The organism is Microbulbifer sp. TB1203 (genome assembly GCF_030997045.1).
Taxonomy (GTDB): domain Bacteria; phylum Pseudomonadota; class Gammaproteobacteria; order Pseudomonadales; family Cellvibrionaceae; genus Microbulbifer.
Genome location: NZ_CP116899.1, coordinates 3593919 through 3613539, shown reverse-complemented (window position 1 = coordinate 3613539; position 19621 = coordinate 3593919). Strand labels below are relative to the sequence as shown.

The following is a 19621-nucleotide window of genomic DNA, read 5'->3' as shown; positions in this document are numbered from 1 at the left end:
GAGAAACAGGAAAAAACTTCACGGAAGAATAAAGCGGATTTGGAGTAAGGCTGTGCTACAGCGGCGCTTTATTCTAGCGCTGGTGCTGATGAGTGCCTGCGCTGCGGCCCTGGCGGCGAAAGACGACGAGGACGAAGAGGTCGAGGGCTGGCAAGCCGAATCCCGTCTTTCCGCCGAACAGTGGGTAGGTTCCTGGCTGATCTCCCGGGACGGCGAGGCGCGCCACGTATGGAGCCTGAAAGGAGACGGCAGTGGCCGTTCTTACGCGTTTATCGAGCGCAACGGGGAAATGCGCTTTGTCTACGGCTACGACATCCGCTGGTACTTCGATCCCTTTACCCAGATGGCCAATATCAAAACGGAGCGGCGCATCGTATGCCGGGGCGGTAGGCTCTATCCCTATTTCCTCACTCTCAAATCCTACGAGAGCGATTACGCGGTAAAGGGAAAATTCGCCTGGCAGACCACCTGGACCGAAGCCAGTATCGGCGAAAATCACCTGCACAAATCCCTGATCGTATTTGTGGCCCCGTTGTCCGGCTGGCACAACCCGGTGAAAGATGCACCCTGCCCGGAATTTCCCGACGTCGAGCTGGAAAAAGATATCGATCTGGTGTTGGACCGCTGGGAGCGGGAGGCCCGGCGCGATATTGCCGTGGATACCACTCCGGCGGAGGGCGAGCCGGAATTTGAAGGCGAAGAGTTTACAGAGATGCCGGCCGGTGGCACCGACCCCAAGGCGAGTCGGGACTGACGGCCCGCGCCGTTGAAAAAGAGCAACAACCCGGCAACTTACCAATAAGGCGGAAGGGAAGGATACCCCTCTCCCGGGACCGTATGAGGCAGGGATGCCGATTACGAGCGTACAGGGATGTATTTACAGCGTGTCCCGGGAGAGGGGTATCCTTTCCTTCCGACCCGGTAGTATGTATGAATGCAGAAGTGCGTTTGCAAAAACTGCTACAGAATATGGAGCCCCGCCTGGAGGATGAAACCTATACTTTCTGTCTGCTGGATGAAGAGCGGGCGCGGTCCCTGTGGCAGGACTGCCTGTGCCTGTTTCGCGAAAGAGAGGGAGTAAGTGTGATTCTGCCGCAGTCGGTAGCGGAACGCGAGGAGCTGGAGGCAAGCGGCAGTTTTTGCCAGATCACCCTCCGGGTCTACTCCAGCCTCGAGGCAGCGGGCCTGACTGCCGCCATCGCCAGCGAGCTGGCGAGCGCAGGCATTAGCGCCAATGTGGTGGCGGCGCTGCGCCACGATCATGTCTTCGTGCCGCGGGATAGCGCGCAGGAGGCACTGCAGATCCTGCGCGGCGCCAGCAACCGGGCGCAGTACTCGTGACCGGCCGGCGAAACCGCGGCAATTCCCATGCGGATCGCCTACCCCCCTGCTCAACCCCACGGTAAAATCCGGCGACTGCTGCCGGAATTCTTCTGCCTGCCGGGCACAACGAAACTCGCTCCTGCCACCGTGGTCAAGCGCAATATGGGCATAGTGCGCTGTGGTGACGACCTGATACTGGTCAACCCGGTGCGCCTGCGCCCGGCGGTGGAGGAAAAACTGCTGGACTTGGGCAATATCCGCCACGCGGTGCGCCTCGGCTATTACCACGGCTGCGACGATCTCTACTACCGCGACAAATTCAATCTCACCTTCTGGCGCCAGCCCAACTCGACCTTCTATCCCGCGCCGGCGGCGGACCAGTGGCTGCGGGAGGGCGGTGATTGCCCGGTGCCCGGCGGGTACTTTTTTGAATTCAGCCGCGGCCGTTTTCCCGAGGCCGCACTTTGGGTCCCCGGGGATGGCGGCTTGCTGCTGACCTGCGACGCCCTGCAATACTGGGAGAACTGGTGCGGCTGCAGTTGGTGCGGCAAACATTTACTGCGCCTGTCCGGCTTCCGGCGCGGCATGCAGGTAGCGCCCATCTGGCGCATGCGCATGACCCCGGAGGGAAAGGACCTGGCCCACTGGCTGCTGGCGGATTTCCAGCGCCTGTTGCGCCTGCCGTTTGCGCACCTGCTGTCGGCACACGGGGATTTTTGTCCGGATACCGCCCACGAACAGGCGGCGAGAGCGATAGCGAAAAGTTTTCCGGGCGAATGAAATAAAGGCTCTTCACCTGCGCCCTGGGTAATTTGTTATCTTACGACAAACAAAAAATATCTCGGAGCACGTCGGTGATAAATCTCTCCCTGCCTGTCAAGCTTGTGGTTATAGCCGCCTGGATACTGCTGGCCCATTTTCTCGCCGGCGCGGCGGTGGGTGAGGGTCCGGAAAAGCTGGGGCTGTTTATCCTGATCTCCGCCGCCGGCCTGTGGATGAGCGAGATAGTTCCGCTCCCTGTCACCGCGCTGTTGGTGCCGGCGGCGGCCTACTTCAGCGGGTTGATGCCCGCGGCCGATGCCCTGGCCCCCTTTTCCAGTACCATTATCTTCCTGTTTATGGGCGGTTTTACCCTGGCTTCGGTGCTGCACACCCACGGTATCGACCGCCGTCTCGCGGCGGGGGTGCTGCACCTGGGAGGCGGGCACCTGTGGCTGACACTGATCGGCTTCATGGCCGTCGTATCCTTCCTGTCCATGTGGATGAGCAATACCGCCACCACTGCGATGATGTTGCCCATCGCCCTGTCGCTGGTGGACGAAAAGTTTCCGCGCACCCGCACCTACATCGTCCTCGGCACCGCCTATGCCGCCAATATCGGCGGCCTGGCCACCATCGTCGGCAGTCCGCCCAACGCCATCGCCGGACGCGCCCTGGGATTGGATTTTGCCGCCTGGCTGAAAGTGGGCCTGCCGGTAACCCTGGTGATGTTCCCCCTGGTGCTGGCCGCGCTGTGGGTGGTGCTGCGCCCGGGCAGAGAAAACGCCCGGATCATGCACGCCGAAGTGGAGACCGCCAAATGGACGCCCAGGGCTACCGGCGCGGTGGCGCTGTTTGTATGTACGGTGATCGCCTGGGTTTTCTCCTCGCAAATCAGCCGCGCGCTGGGGCTGGGCAGGAGTTTCGATGCGATCGTCGGGCTTACCATTACCGCACTGGCGCCGCTGTTTGGGCTGGTCACCTGGCCCAAACTCCAGGAGCACATCAACTGGGGCATACTGCTGCTGTTTGGCGGCGGCCTGTGCCTGTCGGTCATCCTGAAGGAAACCGGCACTTCCGTGTGGCTGGCACAGTCGCTGCTGGCAGGTCTGGGCAATGCCCCCGGCTGGCTGCTGGTCATGGCCGGCATCGCGCTGATGATCTTCCTAACAGAATTGGCCTCCAACACCGGCAGCGCCGCCATCCTGGTGCCGGTGATCTACGCCCTGGCGCAGCAGTTCGACCCGGCGATCAGCTATGCGTTGGTATTCGGTGTCGGTATCGCCGCCACCTGCGCCTTTATGCTGCCGGTGGCCACACCGCCCAATGCCCTCGCCTACGGCACCGGCGCAATCCGCCAGGGCCAGATGCTGCGCGCCGGCCTATTGTTGAACCTAGCCGCAATCCCGCTGCTGTGGGCCATGGTAACCTTACTGGCTTAATGCCCCCCTCTCCCCTCCGGGGAGAGGGCCGGGGAGAGGGACTTGTCGGACTCTCCCTCTTTCATTGATCCAAGAAAAAAGAATTCCGGATGAGAATAAAACTTCTGCTCGGCGCCCTGCTTACATGCGCCCTGGGGGCCTGCACCTCCCTCGAACCGCTGCCCACCGCCAACAGCGAAAATATCCGCCGGCATGTGGAGTACCTGGCCGCGGACGAACTGGCCGGGCGCGAGACCGGCAGCCCCGGCTACCGCCAGGCGGCGGACTATGTGGCGCGGCAATTCGAGATCCTGGGGCTGCAGCCCGCCGGCACCCAGGGCTACTTGCAGCAGGTGCCCTTCCGCCAGGCCAGTTGGGGTAATCGCGAACCCACCCTGGTGATACACAGCCGCGACGGCGATATCACGTTCAATTTCGGTGAGGACTTTATCGCCGCACCGCCCACCGTCAGCGAGGACACTGTCACCACCGCCGGACTGGTATTTGTCGGCTACGGCATAGAGGCACCGGAATACGGCGTGGACGACTACGCGAACCTGGACGTCCAGGGCAAGATCGTGGTGATACTGAGCGGCCGTCCGCAAAAACTGCCCAGCGAAGTGGGGGCTCACTATTCGTCCCGGCGCACCAAGCGCGAAACCGCCGTGCGCCACGGCGCCGTCGGGATCATCAGCCTGAACACGCCGCAGCGCGAACAGCGCTGGTCCTTCCAGCGTTCATTGGAACACCTGCACGACGACACTTTGGACTGGCTCCGCGCCGACGGCATTCCCGGCGACGCCGTCCCCGGCCTGCACCCCGGCGTCATGCTCGATATGCCGGCGGGGCGCCAGCTGTTTATCGGCGCCGAGCGCAGCCTGGACACCATCTTTACCGAGATGGAACACGGCCTGGTGCCGCGCGGCTTCGCGCTGCCCTACAGCGCCTCCCTCACCAGCGGCGCGGTGCACAAAAATATCCACAGCCCCAATGTGGTAGCGCTGTTGCCGGGCAGTGATCCCGATCTGAGAGATCAATACGTCGTGTTCTCCGCGCACCTGGACCATATCGGCGTGGACAGCGAGGGGCGCATCAACAACGGCGCCCAGGACAATGCCGCCGGCATCGCGGTGATGCTGGAGGCCGCGCGCCTGTTCCGGGAATCCGGCCGCGCGCCGCGCCGCTCACTGCTGTTCGTGGCGGTCACCGGCGAGGAAAAGGGCCTCCTGGGCTCCGACTACTTCGCCCAGCACCCCCCGGTACCGCCGCAATCCATGGTGGCCAATATCAACCTCGATATGCCCATGCTGCTCTATCCCTTCAACGACATCATCGCCTTCGGCGCCGAGCACTCCACCCTCGGCGCCACCGCTGAGCGCGCCGCCAGACGCACCGGCCTGAAGCTGAGCCCCGATCCCATGCCGGAACAGGTGATCTTTGTGCGCAGTGACCATTACAACTTTGTGCGTCAGGGCGTTCCCGCCATCTACCTGATCACCGGCCGCGAAGCGCAGAACCCGGAAATCGACGGCACCGCCATGCAGAACCGCTTTCTGCAAGAGCGTTACCATCAGCCCACCGACGTGGCGGACGAACAGATCGACTACATCGCCGCGCAGCAGTTTGCGGAGGTGAACTACGCCATTGCGCGGGAAGTGGCGGACGCCGATGAGAGACCGCGCTGGTATGAGGGGAATTTTTTTGGGGGGTTGTTTGGGGGTGAATAGCTTCGTTAAAGAACCGGGGACCGGGATACGCTCGCATTGCCTCGGTGAGCCCAAATGATGGGCGAGTAGAAAGTTCCATAAAATCAATGACTTACCGGCCTTTAAGAGAGGCATGGATATAAGGTTCACCGAATGTTTTTTTGATAGTGAGCAAATGCTGGCATTTTGCTGTAAGCTTGACGCTTCAATGGCTCCAAAGCATTGTTATACCCAAAGTGCACCAAGTAAGATTGATGCCGGTTTTTGGGCACGCTATAAATGTTATGTGTCAATTGAATTCACAGACTACTTCCGTAATAGTGGTAGCGGAAATAGAATTTTAAGATCACCACAGTGAGAAAGACGCAATATGATTAAAGGTACAGTAAAGTGGTTTAACGCAGATAAAGGCTTCGGCTTTATTACTCCCGAAGACGGTAGTAAAGATCTGTTTGTTCACCACTCGGAAATTCAAGCGGGTGGCGGCTATGCCACATTGAACGACGGCCAGGCCGTTGAGTTTGAAGTGGGTCAGGGCCAGAAAGGCCCCTGCGCAAACAAGGTTCGCCCGCTGTAAGGGAAAGCATATAATCAGGCTGGCCACCTATGCCCGCTTGGCGGGCCGGGCCTCCGCAAGCTGCGCTTGCTTTGGCCCGTACCAGCCTGGATATTGCACGAATTCAGATGCAGGAACGGCGGAATTTCTTATCGAACTGTATTAATGCAGTAATGATAAGAGGTTCCGCCGTTTTTGTATGTGCATGATGAAAAATCGAGGCTGATCCTATGGCTTTGTTGTTGGATTGGCGGCAGAACCTATGAACACGTGCGTAGATTTCAAATCGGATCTATTTCAGCCGTTTCTATCTGAAGACGCCCAGGTAAATCCCCAATGCTATGGTGCGGAACTGGCTTGGTGGCTTTCTCAAGAGCTTGCAAAGAGGGGGGTTGAGTCCAGTTACCCCAACTCCGAGGATTGGGGCTGGTTTGTCGAGTACATTGTTGATGACAATGAGTACTGGCTGTGTTGCGGTAACCTGGATGGTGAAAAGAACCACTGGAGAGTGTATCTGGACCCTAAAGCCAAGAGTATGTTTGGCCGAAACAAAGCTCCGGTTGAGATAGCGGCTCCATTACTGGAAGCCTTATCTCGGGTGCTTTCGGAATCACCGGAAATCAACGAGATTCAGTGGAGTACCGGGGCATAATTGCCGTATCCAGTTTTCTGATTGCCATGGAATCGTATGTATTTTTCAAAAAGTGCGTAAAACATGGCGCTTGACCAAAGAAGATCTTTTGTCGCTTCCCACTGCTGTTGAAAATCACAAATTTCTAAAAACTTTCTCAATGTTCATGAACGGAACGGTTTAAATTCGCCTGCAAAGCCCTGCCCAGAAAAGTAAAGTACTCTCTGAAGGCAGCATTAATGCGCTGGCGATGGTTGCCCGTTGGATAGAGACCCATGTGGGCTTCTTTAGTGGCTTTGGTTCCGGACACGAGAAAATTGTTACTGATACTGGAATCCTGGACGAATGCTTCAAACGCACGGGCGCACAGCTCTGCGGGATCGCCGTAATACACACAGCCTTTTTCTTTGTCGAACTGATTGGATATTCGCACCAGATCACTGGGTTTCCCGGTTTCCTCATCCAACATAATGCATCTGAAGCAGGCGTAGAGACAATCATTGAGGGGATGGGGCGCCGGAGTGGCGTCGCGCAGCCAGGCTTCCGATGCGAACATTCCGCGGGGAGCATCGCTGAATGCCTTGTCGGCAAGATAGTGGTCGAGTGCATGAAACCACTCATGGGCAATGGACCCAGGGCCGGCATTTTTCGCCAGTGAGAAATTCCTGGTCGAAGGCTCGTAGAAGGCCGATATCCCCGGGCGCCCGCCGATACCATATTGAAAGGACAACGTTTGCCGGAGGGAGATCAGGAGCGGAGGCCCCTGTAGTATCCACATCAAATCGGTGAGGGCCTCATAAAAAAGGCCGGCGGCTCGATCGCGCTCCTCCTGCGTGACCCAGCGGCCGATACCGATGGACCTGAAACCAAATTCTCTTCTGACGTCCGCAAAGGTGACCGGATGCTGACCCAGTCGATGGGGTCCACGGCGATAAAACTTTCGGAATGACACCATAAATTTTTCTCACTCAAGTTCCCAGAACCGGCTGAGCCCGTTTGACAGCGCTTCACCACTACTGCAGGTCTGCAGCTGCCAGTGCTCCGGATACAGAGCCCGGTAAAAGGGATCGGCGAAACGGTAATCGGCCAGGATCAATACCCCCCGGTCCGACTCAGTGCGAATCACCCGGCCAGCGGTCTGCAGCACCCGGGTCATGCCCGGGTAGCGATAGGCAATATCGAAACCGCTACCGCCAAGATGGTCTCCGGATGTATCGCAAACCCGGCGCAGCAATTCCTGCTCCTCGTTTACTTGCGGCAGGCCCACACCCACGAGGATGGTGCCCACCAGCCGTTCGCCCACATAATCCACTCCCTCGCCAAAAACGCCGCCCATAATGGCAAATCCCAGGCTCTGGCGGCCCTCGCTGAAGCATTCCAGAAACACGGCGCGTTCGCGGTCGCTGGCCCCGGGCTCCTGCAGCAGCAGCTCAATCTGCGGGAACCGCTCTGCAAAACGCTGGGCCACCTGCTGTAAAAAACGATAGGACGGGAAGAACACCAGGTAATTGCCCGGGCGACTGTGATAAACCCGGATCACCATATCTACCAGAGCATCGGTGGCCCGGTGCCTGGTCTGGTAACGGGTGTCCACATAGGAACAGAGATAGACCCCCAGCTGTTGGGACCGAAACGGCGATGGCAACATCAGGTAGGGCGACTGCGCCTGCAGCCCCAGCTGGCGATAGATATAGGCGGCAGGCCGCAGCGTGGCAGAAAATGCAATCACAGCGTGAAACTGTTGATAACACTGCTGCAGGTAATCGGCGGCGTTCAGGCACAGCAATTTCAGCTGCTGTTCCTGCCAGGGAGTGTCCCGGTTTTCCACCCGGGTCAGGCAACGATGCTGCTCCGCCTGCAATTGTTCAATACACAGGTAGCGGTAGAGCGCGGTTAACCAGTCGCCGATCGCTTCCGGAGGCGGCTGGGATAGCTCCCACAGCTGGCTGACCTCTGTCACAACTTTGTGGGCGGCGCGGGTGACGGCTGCCGGGTGGCATTCAGCTTCGGACAGGGGAGTTACCCACAGCTCGACATTCCGGTCCGCAATTGCCTCTGGTGTTGCGCCCTCCTGTCGTCGTTGCGTCACCCATTTATCCAGGGATCTCACCAGTGACTGAATACTCCGGCGCAATCCCGGGTGTGAGCCTTTACAGGCCGCCGCGGCGCGGCGACTGTCTCTGCGGCTCAAGGTGGCGCTGTACATCGCCCGGGCGCGGTCGCTCAGATTGTGGGCTTCGTCCACCAGCAGCGCCCGCCGCTGCTGTTGATCCTGCAGGGCATTCAGCCGGACCAGGGGATCAAACACATAATTGAAATCGCACACCACCAGATCGACCCAGGGCAGCATCTGCAGCGACAACTCAAACGGACACAACTGCAAGCGGTCCGCCACCCCGGCAACCACCGGCGGGGTTAACAGGGCTTCGCCCAGCAGTTGCCGTCGCGCCTCGGGCAGGCGATCAAAAAAGCCCCGGGTGCGTGGGCAGATACCATCGGCATCCCGGCTGCACAACCCCAGACGGCAGGCACAGGTTTTGTCCCGCGCCTGTATTTCCAGCAGTGAAAGTTTTAGTCCCTTGTCGTGCAGCCGCGCTGCTGTTTCCCGCACCATCTGGCGACCGGAATTTTTGGCGGTCAGGTAAACCAGCTGATCCACCTGGGCTTCCCCCAGTGCCTTGATGGCCGGGAACAGGGTGCTTACCGTTTTGCCAATGCCGGTGGGCGCTTCCACCACCAGCTCACCGCCATCGCGCAGGCAGCGGTATGCCGCCACCGCCAGCTCTCGCTGACCGGGCCGATAATCGGGAAATGGAAACGCCAGCGCCCGGGCCGACGTTTGCACCTGCTGGCGATGCTGCTGCCAGCTTCGATGCCAATGGAGATACTCGCTCACCGCTGCGTGGGCGAAGTCTTCCAGATCGGACCAACTGAACTCGTGCAGCTCCGGGTAGGTTTTTTGCTCTTTCAGGTTGTGCCACAACATCTGCAGAGCCACGCGGCCGTCATCGGTAGCGGGGTTCTCCGCATCAGCCCGCCGCTGCAACAGGTAACAGAAGCCGTAGACTTTAAGCTGGGCCCAGTGCAACTGGCGCACCGTCTCCGGCAATTGCCGGGGCGGGTAGTAGGTGGTTTTAATTTCATCCAGCTGTACCGGCCGGTGCAGGTCCGTTTGTGGGTGCAGGATATCCACCCGGCCGCTGAGGATCACCGCCTGGCCCTCGCAGTTCCATTGCACCTGTAGCCTGTACTCGGCTTCACTGCCCGGTGGGCGCTGTTTTTGCAGTTTCTGGTGAGCGCGAATTCCCTCTTGGGCCGAGGGCCCGCCCGGGGTATCGCCGATCAGGTCACCGCGGCGGCAGGCAAACGCGACCAGTTGTCCCACCGGCAGTTGCAGGGGCGGGGCATCACTCTCGGCTGTCATGTCGCTCAAGGCTGTCGTTGTCCCGCTCAAGGCTGCTGCCACTCCACATGCAAGACCCGGTGGGGGATTTGGTGTTCGGCAAAAAACGCCAGCCAGCGCAGCTGGTTTTGTTGCAGGCGATCGCCGGGCCCCTTCACTTCCACCAGCTCATAGCCGCCCGTCGCCGGAAACAGAATCAGGTCCGGCAGGCCGCTTCGGTGATGGGCGATGTCGCTCAGCAGGCGCTGAAACAACTGCCGCCAATGGTCGGCGGGGATGCGCGTCAGCGCCAGTTCCAGCAGCGTTTCCGGTAGCGCCTCCCAGGCCACCAGCGGATTGGCGATGCCCTTTTTCTCGCGATAGTGCTGCCACACCCGATGCGCCAGGCTGTTGCTGTCGAGTTCGGCCAGGCGCTGTTCGAACGCGGCCCGGCGCAACGGATAAAAGTCGGGGGTGCGAAAGTCGCTGGGCGCCGCTTGAAATGGATTAAAAAAAGCCCCGGGCACCGGGGCGAAAACGATGTCCCAGGCAAAGAGCCCCAGTATCCCGTTAAACAGGCTGTTTTCCACGTAAAAACACTGGTCTGCTTGCGGGCGGGGAGAACCCTCTTGCAGATAGGCGGCGGCCAGCAGCTCCACCCGCTCCGGCGCCTGCGGCAGTACCTCGGTTTGGGTGGGCGGCTGGTATCGGGCCGGTGGTTCCCAGCCCGCCAGGTGCCCCTCCCGCCTGGCGGTGCGGTAACCAAAACTCTCCGCAAAAACCCGCTCCGCTTCGTTGTGGGGCGCCGTCAGTATCTCCCGGCACAGGGCCAGTCCCGCATCGATATCGCCGCGCTTGACGGCGATACGTGCCCGGCGCTCCCGGGCCGGCGGCCGTGTGCAGCGCCGGTACAGCTGGTCGGCTGCCTCCAGTTCGTCCAGTCGTTCCAACTGCCTGGCCAGCGCCAGGCGCAGGCGATCCAGGCGCCGGTGCAGGGTGGCATCGCCCTCAGCCTTATCTTTGTTCTCGGGCAGTTGCTCAGCCAGCGCCAGGATCGTGTCCGGTCCGGCGCACAGCGTGCTTTCCAGCTGCTCCAGGCAGTCGTAATAGCGCAGGTGCTGGATGATCTGCGCCCGGCTCTGGAACGGCAGGTGCCGTCGATCCAGTGGGTAATTCTCGTAGCGGTACAGCCCCAGGTCCCGTAGTACATAGTCGGTCAGGTCCTGACGCAAGTTGCCAAAAAAGCAGAGCTTAAAGGTTTCGAAGTGCTCCGCCGCCTGCACCGCCAACAGGGATTCAGTCGACAACAAGGCGTCCAGCAGCGCCGTCTGGTCCGCGCCTTGCTCCAGCAACGCCAGCTCCAGTGCCTGGCGTTTCAGGGTTTTGGACAGAGGTATGGGGCTGCGGGCCAGCAATTCCGCCTTGCTGAACAGCGGCAGGCATTCCCCCAGGGGCAGTTCCGGGTCGCGCCGCAACAAACCGGCCTCAACTAACCGGTCCGCGGCCCGGGGCAGGTAATCAATTTCGGCGTAAACCAGCTTGCTCTGGCGAAACAAGGACCCCGCCGAGGACGGCACCCCCTTGCGTGACAACAGCCGCACGTACAGCCGCTGGCTGTCGATATCCAGCGCCCCGAAAGTGGTGTAAAACTGCTGCTCCCCATCCGAGAGCAGTGGCTCATAGCGAGCCATCACAAAGTCCACCAGGGCGCGGAAGTTGGTCAGGTAATAATCCGGTGCCAGTTCAACGGGGACAGCCATGTTCTACTGCGTATTGCTCGTGGTTGGTTTTCCAGGGGCTTCTGCCCCAGTACTTCTATTGGGAAGGCGTGTTCGAGGAGCTATGTGGAGAGCTTTCCCTGTCGCCTGGATACTGTACAGTTATACAGGATGCATAGGGCATGAACAAATCCCGGGAGCGACCGCCCAGCCATCCGGCGGTCAGATATGCGCAAGCTTTGTGCGCTTGCCGCGCTTCCGCTTTCCGCAAAGAATATGCACAAATTTAGCCGCGCCCGATTGCGTGGCGGTCGCCAGAGAGAGTTGTGAGGGCCGAGGTGGTCGAACGGAAGGCCTGCCGAGCGAAGATCAAACGGAATAGAGCAAGGAGCAAAAGGTATGAAAGCAAAACAATATGAAGAGCTGCTCAGTATATTGAAATCCCGTTTACAGAACTTCGCGCCCTTAAATCCTGATCGTGTGGTTTAGAAATTGCAGGCGAAAAACGACATCCGAATCTAGTGGCCAGGTGATTGCTATGCAGAGAGTCGCGGACTATTTCAATTTTCGCCAGCTGGAGACCGGTAGGGAGCACGTGGAGGTCGGCTTCTGGCGGCGGGAGGTGTTGGCGGGGTTTACCACGTTTCTGGCCATGGCCTATATCTCCATCGTCAATCCGGCGATTCTCTCCGAGGCGGGGATGGATTTCGGGGCGGTGTTTGTGGCGACTTGCCTGGCGGCGGCCTTTGGGTCCATTGCCATGGGGCTGCTGGGCAATTACCCGGTGGCGCTGGCGCCGGGGATGGGGCAGAACGCTTTCTTTACCTACGCGGTGGTGCTGGGGATGGGGCACGCCTGGCAGACAGCCCTGGGGGCGGTGTTTCTGTCCGGGATTCTGTTTGTGGCGCTGAGCCTGCTGCCGTTCCGGGAGTGGCTGATCAATGCCATTCCCCGCAACCTGAAGCTGGGTATCTCCGCGGGCATCGGGCTGTTTCTGGGCATTATCGCCCTGAGCAAGGCCGGGGTGGTGGTGGACAGCCCGGCGACCCTGGTGGCGCTGGGGGACCTGACTACGTTTGAGCCGCTGATGTGCCTGGTCGGCTTTGCGCTGATCGCCGCACTGGCGCAGCGCCGGGTGACCGGCGCGGTGGTGATCGGCATTCTGGCGGTGAGCGTTGCCGGTTGGGTGCTGGGGGAGGTGGAGTTCAAGGGATTGATGTCCCTGCCGCCATCGCCCGCGCCGGTATTTTTACAGTTGGATGTTGCCGGCGCTTTCGAGGTGTCCATGGTCACGGTGATTCTCACCATGCTGTTGGTGGATGTGTTCGACACCGCCGGCACCATGGTGGGTGTGGCCAACCGGGCGGAGCTGGTGCGCGCCGACGGTTCGCTGCCTCGGCTGGGCAAGGCGCTGCTGGCGGATTCCGGGGCTACTGTAGTGGGTGCCCTGGTGGGCACTTCCTCCACTACCAGCTATATCGAGAGCGCGGCCGGCGTCGAGGCCGGCGGGCGCACCGGGATGACGGCGATTGTCTGCGGCCTGTTGTTTTTGCTGTGTCTGTTGTTTGCGCCGCTGGCGCAGAGTGTCCCCGCCTGCGCCACGGCGGCGGCGCTGCTGTTTGTGGCCTGCCTGATGGCGCGCAGCCTGGGGGATGTGGACTGGTCCGATCACAGCGAGAGCGCGCCGGCGGTGATTACTGCGCTGGCCATGCCCCTGGGCTATTCCATCGCCGACGGTATCGGGTTGGGGTTTATCGCCTATGCGGCCATCAAGTTGTTGAACGGACAGGTGAAAACCTGCCCGCCGGTGGTTTATCTGGTGGCCGGGATTTTTGTATTGAAGTTTGGTTTTTTGTAGGAGCGGCGGGGCGGCCATCCGCCCATGGCCGCGATCGGCATTGCTTCGTAGTGCAGGCCGATCGCGGCCATGGGCCGCTCCTACAGGTGGGGGCGTGGGGCGGTGAAGCCCTGTTGCTCCAGGTGGTTGGCCACGCGCAGGCACCAGTCCTCACGCCAGGGCGCGGCGATAATCTGCACGCCGATAGGCAGGCCGCTTTTCTCGTCCAGGGTGGGAACGACGCAGCAGGGCAGGCCGGCGGTGGAGATTGGCTGGGTGAAGTAGCCCAGGTTGGGCCGCAACGGCTGTTCCTCGCCGCGGATATTCAATATTTTCTCCCCCATCCGCGGCGCCACGCAGGGCGTCGCCGCGGCGACAATTACGTCCACATTGGCGAACACCTCGCGCACCTTTTCCGCATACCAGTGCCGTACCTGCTGGGCGCGCGCGTACCAGGCCGCCGGGAGCAGGGCACCGGCGATAAAGCGGTCGCGGGTGTCCGGGTCGAAATCCTGCGGCCGGGTTTGCAGCCGCGACAGGTGCAGCCGGCTACCTTCCACATTGGTGATCAGGTAGGCCGCGGAGCGGCCCTCCAGGGTGCCGGGCAGTTCGATTTCGTCGGTGCACTCCAGGGCCCGGCACACCTTGTCCACCGCGCGCTGCGCCTGGGGAAAATCCTCCAAAGAGAAATAGCCAGCGGCGCGGGTGATGCGTAAACCATCTACACCCTTTTCCAATTCGGCCATCGTATCCATGGGTGCCCGATCTGCGCAGGCGTGGTCGCTCGCGCTGTAGCCCTGCATGGCGTCGAAACTGCGGGCCAGGTCCTCGCAGCTGCGCGCCAGGGGCCCGACGTGGTCGAGGCTGTCGCAGAACGGGTAACTACCGGTGCGCGGCAGGCGCCCATAGGTGGGCTTGAGGCCGAAGATGCCGCAGAAGGACGCGGGTACACGGATGGAGCCGTTGGTGTCGGAGCCCAGTGCCAGCGGCACCAGTCCACCGCCCACCGCGGCGCCGGAGCCGGAGGAGGAACCGCCGCTCATATGCTTGGTGTTCCAGGGGTTGGCGCAGTTGCCGTAGTGGCGATTCTCGCCGGTAAAGTCGTAGGCGTATTCGCCCATGCCCAGGGCGCCAATGAGTATCGCCCCCTTTTCCTCCAGGCGCTGGATCAGCAATGCGTCTTCGCGGGCGGGTGGGTTGCCGACGTTGATCGCCGAGCCGGCGAGGGTGGTGAGGCCGCGGATATCGAACAGGTTTTTCGCTGCAAAGGGCACTCCGGCGAGCGGGCCGGGGTTTTCTCCCCGGGCCGTCATCGCGTCCAGTTGTGCGGCCCGCTGCCTCGCCCGCTCGGCCAGCACCCGGGTAAAGGCGTTCAGGGTCGGATGCTGCTCCTCGATATGGGCGAGGAAAAAATCCACCACTTCGCTGGTGCTGAAGCGGCCGCTGTTTACACCGTCGGCGATGGCGCTGGCGGAGGAAAAGAGCAGTCCGTTCACGGCGACTTCACCCGGAAAACATTGGCGAGGTCGATGGTGTCCGGGTCTATCTCCGCCGATTCCACAATTCCCGCCATTTTTGCTGCGGTGGCCAAGTGCTGGGCCACGCCGGTTTTCCACTCGTCGCGGACGGGAATGCCCGCGACGGTTTGCATCAGTTCCAGATAAGTCTGCGGATCAAAGTGGCTTTCTGTTGCCATAGAGACTCTCAATAGTTGCGTAGGGTGGATGCGCTGTGCTTATCCACCCTATGGATCGGCCCGCTGCTCGCGGTCTGCGTACTTATTGTGGGTGTGTGTGCGCAGTTTGTACACTGGCCGCCCGGGTATCCCCCTGCTTTGGCTCCGCACCGTAGCCCAGCGGGTCGCGGGGGTAGTGGTCGGTCATGATTGTGTTTATCCTCCGTTGCGGATTAATACCCGATGCAAAAAGCTGTCCATTCGGCCTGGGGTTGGCATACCGATTGCGACTTGGTACGGCGGTTGTGACATGGATAAAGTGCGATGATCGACATAGGGAGAAAAATCCGATGCGGTGCAAATTTATAGGTCGTTTTCTGTGTGTCATGCTTTTTTCTGGTGCGGCGATCGCGGATGACAACTGGTTCGAAGTGTTCAAGCGCGACGCCAGTGACGCGGAACTCTACCGTTTCCTGTACGCCATGCCCAAGGGCGGGGATCTGCACAATCATATTTCCGGGGCCGGCTTCTCCGAGTGGTGGTACCGGCTGGCGCTGCAGCAGGAAGAGCGGGGCTACCGCTACTACACCAAGGTGCGGATCGAAAACTGCCGTGACTATGGCACCAATGAATTTTCCGCGCAGCCCTACCTGCTGCTGTTCCAGAATATCCTTTCCGCCACCTACGACAAACTCCCCGACTGCGAAAAACGCGAATACAAATCGCTGGCGGAACTGAGCAGCGAAGAGCGGCTGGGCTGGCAGAACAGCATCCGTCTGGACAAGCCCCACGAGGGCCGCGATGAATTTTTCCAGACCCACTGGCAGCGCCTGAACGAGCTGTACAAGAATCCCTATATCATCGCCGAACTGATCTACCTGAATATGAAGTATTTTGGCGAAGAGGGCCTGCTGTACTTCGAACCCCAGGTGGGCGTGCACGGATTCCTGCGCGCGGACGGCGGAGCCTTCAGCCCCGACGAGGTGGCGGCCATCTACCGCGAGCGAATCCGTCGCGCGGACGCGCGGAAGACCGGCGTGACGGTGCGCTTCCAGAGTTCGCTACTGCGCTTCCACCCGCGGGCGGAAGAGATTCTCGGTACCCTCTACCGCTTCGTGCACAACAACAGCGATCTCTGGGTGGCGGTGAATATGGTCGGCCGCGAGGACAACGATAAGGGTTACCCGCTGCGCTTCCTGCCGACACTGCGCAAACTGCGCCGGCAGTATCCCGGGGTGAAGCTGTCCATCCATGCCGGCGAGGTGGACGAGCCCAACCGCCATGTGCGCGACACATTGCTGCTGGGCGCCGACCGCATCGGTCACGGTATCAACCTGATCGATGATCCCGACACCCTGCTGGCCATGCGCCATGGGCCCTACCTGGTGGAGATCAACCTGATCAGCAACCTGCTGCTGGAATACGTGAACGACTACGGCGAGCACCCCTTTCCCGAATACCTGCGTACCGGCGTGCCGGTGGCCCTGTCCACCGATGACCGCGGCATGTGGGATTCCATCATGACCGATGAATTTTTTGTGGCGGTGAAGGAGTTCAACCTCTCCTGGGAGGAATTGGTGCTGCTCGGCCGCAACTCCCTGGCTTACAGCTTTGCCGACGAGGAGACCCGAGGAGAGCTGGTGGATAAGTTCGAGCGCCGCGTCGCCGCTTTCGAGCGCCGGGCGCAACGGGGACATTTCTGGACGCAGGGGGAAGTCCCCGTGCCGCGGGGGTTTATCTGTGCGCACTATGAGCTCTGCGCACTGAACTGAAAAAATTTGCAATTGCAGGGTGCACAAGGTTGCAACCTCCGCGACTCGCTGGATGAAGTACGCCGAAGATCCCCAGCGCCAGGCACAAAACCGCCGAGGTTGATTGCGCTCCCTGTAGACATCATGGATTGACCTGCCCAGCCTCGACATCGTGGGTTATGTTTGGAGGTTGGGAAAAAACCCTAAACACAGAGCCACATCGAGGGGGCAGGTCATGCAAGAGTTTAACAATATCTACGTCGGTTTGGATGTTCATAAGAACAGTATTGCGGTTGCGGTGGCCCGGGAAGGTCGGGACAACCCGGAGTACTTGGGAGAAATTGCGCACGACAGCACCTCTATCCGCAAGCTGCTCAAGCGCTTGAGCCCCAATGGTGAGGTACTGAACGTCTGTTATGAAGCGGGCCCCACCGGCTACGGGCTGTATCGCGAGCTGACCAACCGGGGCCATGAGTGCGACGTGGTAGCGCCATCGCTGATCCCCCGCAAGCCGGGGGAGCGGCTAAAGACGGATCGCCGGGATGCCCAGATGCTGGCGCGCCTGCACAGGGCTGGAGAGCTGACCCCGGTGTGGGTTCCGGACCAGGAACAGGAAGCCATGCGCGATCTGACCCGCGCGCGGGAGGACATGAAGGCGATAGAGCTGAAATCCCGCCAGCGACTGGGCGCCTTCCTGCTCCGGCACGGTAAGGTTTACCAGGGGAAGAGCCGCTGGACCCAGGCCCATTGGCGCTGGCTGGAGGAAGTGAAGTTTGACAGTCCCGTCCAGCAGATCGTCTTGCAGGAGTACGTCGATGCGGTCAGTGCGGCTCAGCAGCGGGTAGAAGACCTGGAGAAGGTCATGCGCGAGGCGCTGCAAGGTTGGACATTGCAGCCGGTGGCGGAAGGCCTGATGGCCCTGCGTGGTGTCGACGTGGTTACCGCGATGACGATCCTGGCGGAGCTGGGAGACATCACCCGCTTCGACTCCCCACGGGAACTGATGGCCTATCTTGGCGTGGTACCCAGCGAACACTCCAGCGGGGAGAGTCGTCGCCAGGGCGGCATCACCCGCACGGGCAACGGCCACGTGCGGCGGGTACTGGTGGAATCAGCGCACAGCTACCGCTACCCGGCGCGCAAGACACGCTGTATCCAGCGGCGGGCCGAGAAGACCTCAGACCGGGTGCAGGCCATAGCTTGGGAGAGCCAGAAGCGCTTGTGTGGGCGTTACCAGAAGCTGCTGCAGGCCGGCAAATTGAAGAACGTGGTCGTCACAGCGATAGCCCGCGAGCTGGCGGGTTTTATCTGGGCGATCGCCTGTGAAGTAGCCGGCAAGCCGCACGGCAGCAAGGTTGTGGCATGAACTGTTGTCAGTGGCTTCGGGTCAGGGCATGGGAGGCCGGTGAGGAGAACCCTAGAGGCTCCTATGTGGCGCCCTTCGAGCCCGGAGGGTGACCCACGACAGTAGAGAAAGGCAGCTCCGCGACGAAGTGAAGTCAGGTCGGTAACCAACCCACGCATATCAGAATGATCCACCGTCGCAAACAGCCTTTCATGTCCTGACCCGAAGCCACTGACAGAGAGGAACAACGGAAAATGCAGTGCCAATAGTTGACAGGTCAATCCATATCAGGAGCCTGCTTGCAGGCGAACGATTCGGAGCAGGGAAACTCCCGTAGGATGGGCAAAGGAGCGAAGCGACGTGCCCATCATAACCTACCGGAATGATGGGCACACTCGCTGCGCGAGCTTTGCCCATCCTACAAAAATAGGAATTTAACAATGCTGAAAAAAATATCAATTGTCTTTCTCACCCTCGGCCTGCTCGCCTGCAACGCCGAGCGCGAAGCCATAGCTCCGCTAACAAAAAAAGAAACTCCGCTACCGGTAAAAGTAGTGGTAGTCACCATGTTCGAAATCGGCGAGGACAGCGGCGATACCGCTGGCGAATTCCAGTTGTGGAATGAGCGCCGCAAGCTGGACCAGGTACTGCCCTTTCACGGCCATCACGACCTGCACTACAACGCGGAATCGCAGATCCTCGGCATGGTCACCGGCATAGGCACCGCCAAGTCCGCCGCCTCGGTAATGGCCCTGGGTATGGACCCGCGCTTTGACCTGAGCAAGGCCTATTGGCTGGTGGCGGGTATCTCCGGCTTCGACCCGGCAGACGCCTCCATCGGCTCCGCCGCCTGGGCCGACTACGTGGTGGACGGCGACCTGGCCCACGAAATCGACCCGCGGGAAATTCCCGAGGACTGGCCGTTCGGTTATTTCGCCCGCGACAGCAAGGGCCCCATGGACAAACGCCCGGAACCCAGCGGCGAAGTCTTCGCGCTGAATAAATCCCTGAGCGACTGGGCCTACGGGCTCACCAAGGATATGAAGCTGCAGGATTTCCCCGGCATGGAGCCCGTGCGCGCGCTCTACACCGGAACCCCTGCGGCGCAGCGCGAGCCGTTCGTGCTGAAGGGGGACAACCTGGCGGCCATGACCTACTGGCACGGCGACCTGATGAACGACTGGGCCAACCGCTGGGTGGACTACTGGACCGACGGCGAGGGCCAGTTTGTCTCCTCGGCCATGGAGGATACCGGCACCTACCAGTCGCTGCTGTGGCTGAGCAAAACCGGGCGCGCGGATGTGCAGCGCCTGATGGTGCTGCGCACCGCCAGCAACTACACCACGCCGCCTCCCGGGATGACCGCGGTGGAAAACCTGCTCAAGGACAACGAGGGCTACCCCGGCCTGCAGGCCTCACTGGAATCCGCCTACAGTGTCGGCTCGGTGGTGATCGACGAGTTGCTGGCTAACTGGGACAGCTATAAAGACACCATTCCACGCTCAATAAATTAACTT

16 protein-coding genes are annotated in these 19621 nt (G+C 60.7%); 11 read left to right on the top strand and 5 right to left on the bottom strand.

Annotated elements, in window-relative coordinates; all coding sequences use genetic code 11:
* Positions 1-52 precede the first annotated feature (52 nt).
* The 7 genes from PP263_RS15180 (at position 53) to PP263_RS15150 (ending at position 6417) form a co-directional block, all read left to right on the top strand.
* Positions 53-754 (top strand): hypothetical protein, encoded by a 702-nt coding sequence (locus PP263_RS15180; RefSeq protein WP_308364479.1) that lies wholly within the window; start codon positions 53-55, stop codon positions 752-754.
* Positions 755-930: 176 nt separating this feature from the next.
* Complete coding sequence (locus tag PP263_RS15175; protein WP_308364478.1) at positions 931-1341, top strand: ACT domain-containing protein; 411 nt, start codon at positions 931-933, stop codon at positions 1339-1341.
* A gap of 27 nt (positions 1342-1368) precedes the next feature.
* Positions 1369-2103 (top strand): hypothetical protein, encoded by a 735-nt coding sequence (locus PP263_RS15170; protein WP_308364477.1) that lies wholly within the window; start codon positions 1369-1371, stop codon positions 2101-2103.
* Positions 2104-2177: 74 nt separating this feature from the next.
* Entirely contained in the window at positions 2178-3524 is a 1347-nt protein-coding gene (locus PP263_RS15165; RefSeq protein ID WP_308364476.1) for an SLC13 family permease, read from the top strand.
* Positions 3525-3613: 89 nt separating this feature from the next.
* Positions 3614-5230, top strand: coding sequence for a M20/M25/M40 family metallo-hydrolase (locus PP263_RS15160; RefSeq protein ID WP_308364475.1), 1617 nt, complete (start codon positions 3614-3616; stop codon positions 5228-5230).
* A gap of 349 nt (positions 5231-5579) precedes the next feature.
* A complete protein-coding gene (locus PP263_RS15155) occupies positions 5580-5786 on the top strand; it encodes a cold-shock protein (protein ID WP_183462604.1) in 207 nt (68 codons plus the stop codon).
* Positions 5787-6027: 241 nt separating this feature from the next.
* A complete protein-coding gene (locus tag PP263_RS15150) occupies positions 6028-6417 on the top strand; it encodes a hypothetical protein (protein ID WP_308364474.1) in 390 nt (129 codons plus the stop codon).
* 136 nt (positions 6418-6553) lie between these two features.
* Here PP263_RS15150 and PP263_RS15145 read toward each other — a convergent pair whose 3' ends face one another.
* From PP263_RS15145 to PP263_RS15135, 3 genes are read right to left on the bottom strand one after another with little or no spacing between them, the layout of a single operon-like run.
* Positions 6554-7351: a CLCA_X family protein gene (locus tag PP263_RS15145; protein WP_308364473.1), complete on the bottom strand. Its 798-nt coding sequence runs from the start codon at positions 7349-7351 to the stop codon at positions 6554-6556.
* Positions 7352-7360: 9 nt separating this feature from the next.
* Positions 7361-9820, bottom strand: a complete 2460-nt coding sequence (locus PP263_RS15140) for an ATP-dependent DNA helicase (RefSeq protein WP_308368619.1) — start codon at positions 9818-9820, stop codon at positions 7361-7363.
* 26 nt (positions 9821-9846) lie between these two features.
* Entirely contained in the window at positions 9847-11538 is a 1692-nt protein-coding gene (locus PP263_RS15135; protein ID WP_308364472.1) for a VRR-NUC domain-containing protein, read from the bottom strand.
* A gap of 496 nt (positions 11539-12034) precedes the next feature.
* On the opposite strand from PP263_RS15135, the gene PP263_RS15130 reads away from it, so the two are divergent.
* A complete protein-coding gene (locus tag PP263_RS15130) occupies positions 12035-13354 on the top strand; it encodes an NCS2 family permease (RefSeq protein WP_308364471.1) in 1320 nt (439 codons plus the stop codon).
* An 80-nt stretch (positions 13355-13434) separates the two neighbouring features.
* On the opposite strand, the gene PP263_RS15125 is transcribed toward PP263_RS15130, so the two are convergent.
* Both PP263_RS15125 and PP263_RS15120 read right to left on the bottom strand, forming a co-directional pair.
* Complete coding sequence (locus PP263_RS15125) at positions 13435-14829, bottom strand: AtzE family amidohydrolase (protein ID WP_308364470.1); 1395 nt, start codon at positions 14827-14829, stop codon at positions 13435-13437.
* Positions 14826-15029 carry a DUF4089 domain-containing protein gene (locus PP263_RS15120; protein ID WP_308364469.1) on the bottom strand — a complete coding sequence of 68 codons (204 nt, stop codon included), beginning with the start codon at positions 15027-15029 and terminating at the stop codon, positions 14826-14828. Before PP263_RS15120 ends, PP263_RS15125 begins: the two co-directional genes overlap by 4 nt.
* A 329-nt stretch (positions 15030-15358) precedes the next feature.
* Here PP263_RS15120 and PP263_RS15115 point away from each other — a divergent pair, with 329 nt between their 5' ends.
* The 3 genes from PP263_RS15115 to PP263_RS15105 all read left to right on the top strand — a co-directional run bounded on the left by PP263_RS15115 (position 15359) and on the right by PP263_RS15105 (position 19618).
* A complete protein-coding gene (locus tag PP263_RS15115; RefSeq protein ID WP_308364467.1) occupies positions 15359-16780 on the top strand; it encodes an adenosine deaminase in 1422 nt (473 codons plus the stop codon).
* A 214-nt stretch (positions 16781-16994) separates the two neighbouring features.
* On the top strand, positions 16995-18125 hold the full coding sequence (locus PP263_RS15110; protein WP_308364465.1) for an IS110 family transposase: 1131 nt from the start codon (positions 16995-16997) through the stop codon (positions 18123-18125).
* Between the two features lie 419 nt (positions 18126-18544).
* Complete coding sequence (locus PP263_RS15105) at positions 18545-19618, top strand: purine nucleoside permease (protein ID WP_308364464.1); 1074 nt, start codon at positions 18545-18547, stop codon at positions 19616-19618.
* Positions 19619-19621 lie beyond the last annotated feature (3 nt).

Bases quoted from the DNA above. Each gene is read 5' to 3' on its own strand.
- PP263_RS15175 (WP_308364478.1), top strand. From the start codon at position 931: ATGAATGCAGAAGTGCGTTTGCAAAAACTGCTACAGAATATGGAGCCC.
- PP263_RS15170 (WP_308364477.1), top strand. From the start codon at position 1,369: ATGCGGATCGCCTACCCCCCTGCTCAACCCCACGGTAAAATCCGGCGA.
- PP263_RS15160 (WP_308364475.1), top strand. From the start codon at position 3,614: ATGAGAATAAAACTTCTGCTCGGCGCCCTGCTTACATGCGCCCTGGGG.
- PP263_RS15155 (WP_183462604.1), top strand. From the start codon at position 5,580: ATGATTAAAGGTACAGTAAAGTGGTTTAACGCAGATAAAGGCTTCGGC.
- PP263_RS15150 (WP_308364474.1), top strand. From the start codon at position 6,028: ATGAACACGTGCGTAGATTTCAAATCGGATCTATTTCAGCCGTTTCTA.
- PP263_RS15145 (WP_308364473.1), bottom strand. From the start codon at position 7,351: ATGGTGTCATTCCGAAAGTTTTATCGCCGTGGACCCCATCGACTGGGT.
- PP263_RS15140 (WP_308368619.1), bottom strand. From the start codon at position 9,820: ATGACAGCCGAGAGTGATGCCCCGCCCCTGCAACTGCCGGTGGGACAA.
- PP263_RS15135 (WP_308364472.1), bottom strand. From the start codon at position 11,538: ATGGCTGTCCCCGTTGAACTGGCACCGGATTATTACCTGACCAACTTC.
- PP263_RS15130 (WP_308364471.1), top strand. From the start codon at position 12,035: ATGCAGAGAGTCGCGGACTATTTCAATTTTCGCCAGCTGGAGACCGGT.
- PP263_RS15120 (WP_308364469.1), bottom strand. From the start codon at position 15,029: ATGGCAACAGAAAGCCACTTTGATCCGCAGACTTATCTGGAACTGATG.
- PP263_RS15115 (WP_308364467.1), top strand. From the start codon at position 15,359: ATGCGGTGCAAATTTATAGGTCGTTTTCTGTGTGTCATGCTTTTTTCT.
- PP263_RS15110 (WP_308364465.1), top strand. From the start codon at position 16,995: ATGCAAGAGTTTAACAATATCTACGTCGGTTTGGATGTTCATAAGAAC.
- PP263_RS15105 (WP_308364464.1), top strand. From the start codon at position 18,545: ATGCTGAAAAAAATATCAATTGTCTTTCTCACCCTCGGCCTGCTCGCC.